This window comes from Pseudomonas sp. BS-2016 (genome assembly GCF_001806145.1).
Lineage (GTDB): Bacteria > Pseudomonadota > Gammaproteobacteria > Pseudomonadales > Pseudomonadaceae > Aquipseudomonas > Aquipseudomonas lundensis.
Genome location: NZ_MLCT01000085.1, coordinates 1 through 1,632 on the forward strand (window position 1 = coordinate 1; position 1,632 = coordinate 1,632).

At 54.7% G+C, this 1,632-nt stretch carries 2 protein-coding genes; both read left to right on the forward strand.

Translation table 11 applies throughout. The annotated features are described in order from the left end of the window. Positions 1-353, forward strand: a 353-nt coding sequence (locus tag BKD70_RS22455) for a TcpQ domain-containing protein (protein ID WP_175441024.1), incomplete at its 5' end; no start/stop codon positions are given. Further along, positions 353-1,632 (forward strand): PilN family type IVB pilus formation outer membrane protein (locus BKD70_RS22460; RefSeq protein WP_070415427.1); only part of this gene is annotated, 1,280 nt, incomplete at its 3' end. The genes BKD70_RS22455 and BKD70_RS22460, both read left to right, overlap by 1 nt.

The following is a 1,632-nucleotide window of genomic DNA, read 5'->3' on the forward strand; positions in this document are numbered from 1 at the left end:
CTTCAACTCCGAAACTGGTCACCGCGCCGGCCGCAGTTTCTGCAGCGCCAAAGCCGGTTGCGACGGACATTGCAGCGCCGAAGCCGCTGGCCCAGACATGGACGGCTTCAACTGGCTCAACCCTTCGTCAAACCGTCGAAGGCTGGGCTGAAAAAGCGGGCTGGAAACTGATGTGGCAGGTCGATGATTTGGATTACTCAATTGACGCTCCACTTCGATTTGAGGGCAGTTTCCAAGAAGCCATTGGGTCGATTTTCCCACTCTACGACTCGGCTCCACGGTCCTTTCTGGTCGATGTGGTCGACAGTAACTCCTCACAGCGGCTGATTTTTATTACAGAGAGGAACAAATGATGACTGCTCGTCTCTGGATCAAAAGCACAGCCTTGTCACTTATCGTCGCACTGGTGAGTTCCTGTTCGCTGCAGCGTGTGAATGAATCGGCCAGCCGAGCTGAAAATGACGCTGCGACAGCCTCTCAATACAGCCGATTTCTGAGAAATCAGCAGCAAGAGTCCGCGCGCGCTACGGTGGTGTTCAGCGACAAACCATGGGTATCCAAAAAACCGCTGGTCGCCAAGCGTGGTTTACCGCTGACCATGGATTGCGACATCACCTATCGCCCCTCATATAACGTTGGGATCGCTGAGATCGCGCAGTACATCACTAGTGAATGTGGTGTACCGGTCATCGTAGCCCCTGACGCAATCGACCCAAGTGTCCTTTCCAGTTCGACGCAGGGCAACTCAGGACCTGCAGTTCCACCTGGTTTGGGCTCTGCCGACAACCTGACCAACTTCATGCCCGCCGGCGTCATCGGCAATGTTCCGAGCAACGCCCGCTCAATGAATTCGATTGGGCTGACTGCGCCCAACACATTCCCCATTAAGTACAGCGGCAAGCTGTCAGGGTTGTTGAATCAAGCGACCTCCCAGTTAGGCTTAGCGTGGAATTATTCCTCCGATGATCGAAGCGTGCATGTCACTTACTTCGACACCAAGACGTTCGACGTCTGGGCATTTGGTGATGACCAGGTCATTGAAAGCACAGTGAAGTCGGGCTTGCTGACTGCTACAGGCAGCGGGAGCAGTTCCGGTGGTGGTGGCGGCGGATCTTCGTCGACAGGTGCATCGGGTGAATCAGGCAGCAACCAGAGCACCACCGTTACCATCAAGACCTCGCTGATCGGAGACATTGAAAAAAACGTCAAGGCGATGCTGAGCCAACAGCCCCAAGGTCGGATGTTCCTCTCGCGTTCCACTGGCACCCTGACGGTAAGTGATCGACCAGAAGTACTCTCAAACGTTGCTAAATACCTGAATTCGATCAACAGCAGTATCACCCGTCAGGTGTTGTTCAACGTCAAAGTTTTCGAGGTAACTCTCACCGACACAGACCAGACCGGCCTGGACTGGACGGCTGTCTATACGTCCTTGAGCAACAAATGGGGCTTTTCGCTGAAGAATGCCACCACCGGCATAAGCACGGGCGCGGTGTCGGGCTCGTTGAGTATTTTGGACACGTCGAAGTCTCCTTGGGCTGGCTCCAACTTAATCATCAAAGCACTTTCCGAACAGGGCCGAATCTCGAACGTTCGCTCGCCGTCGGTCACCACGCTGAATCTGCAGCCGGC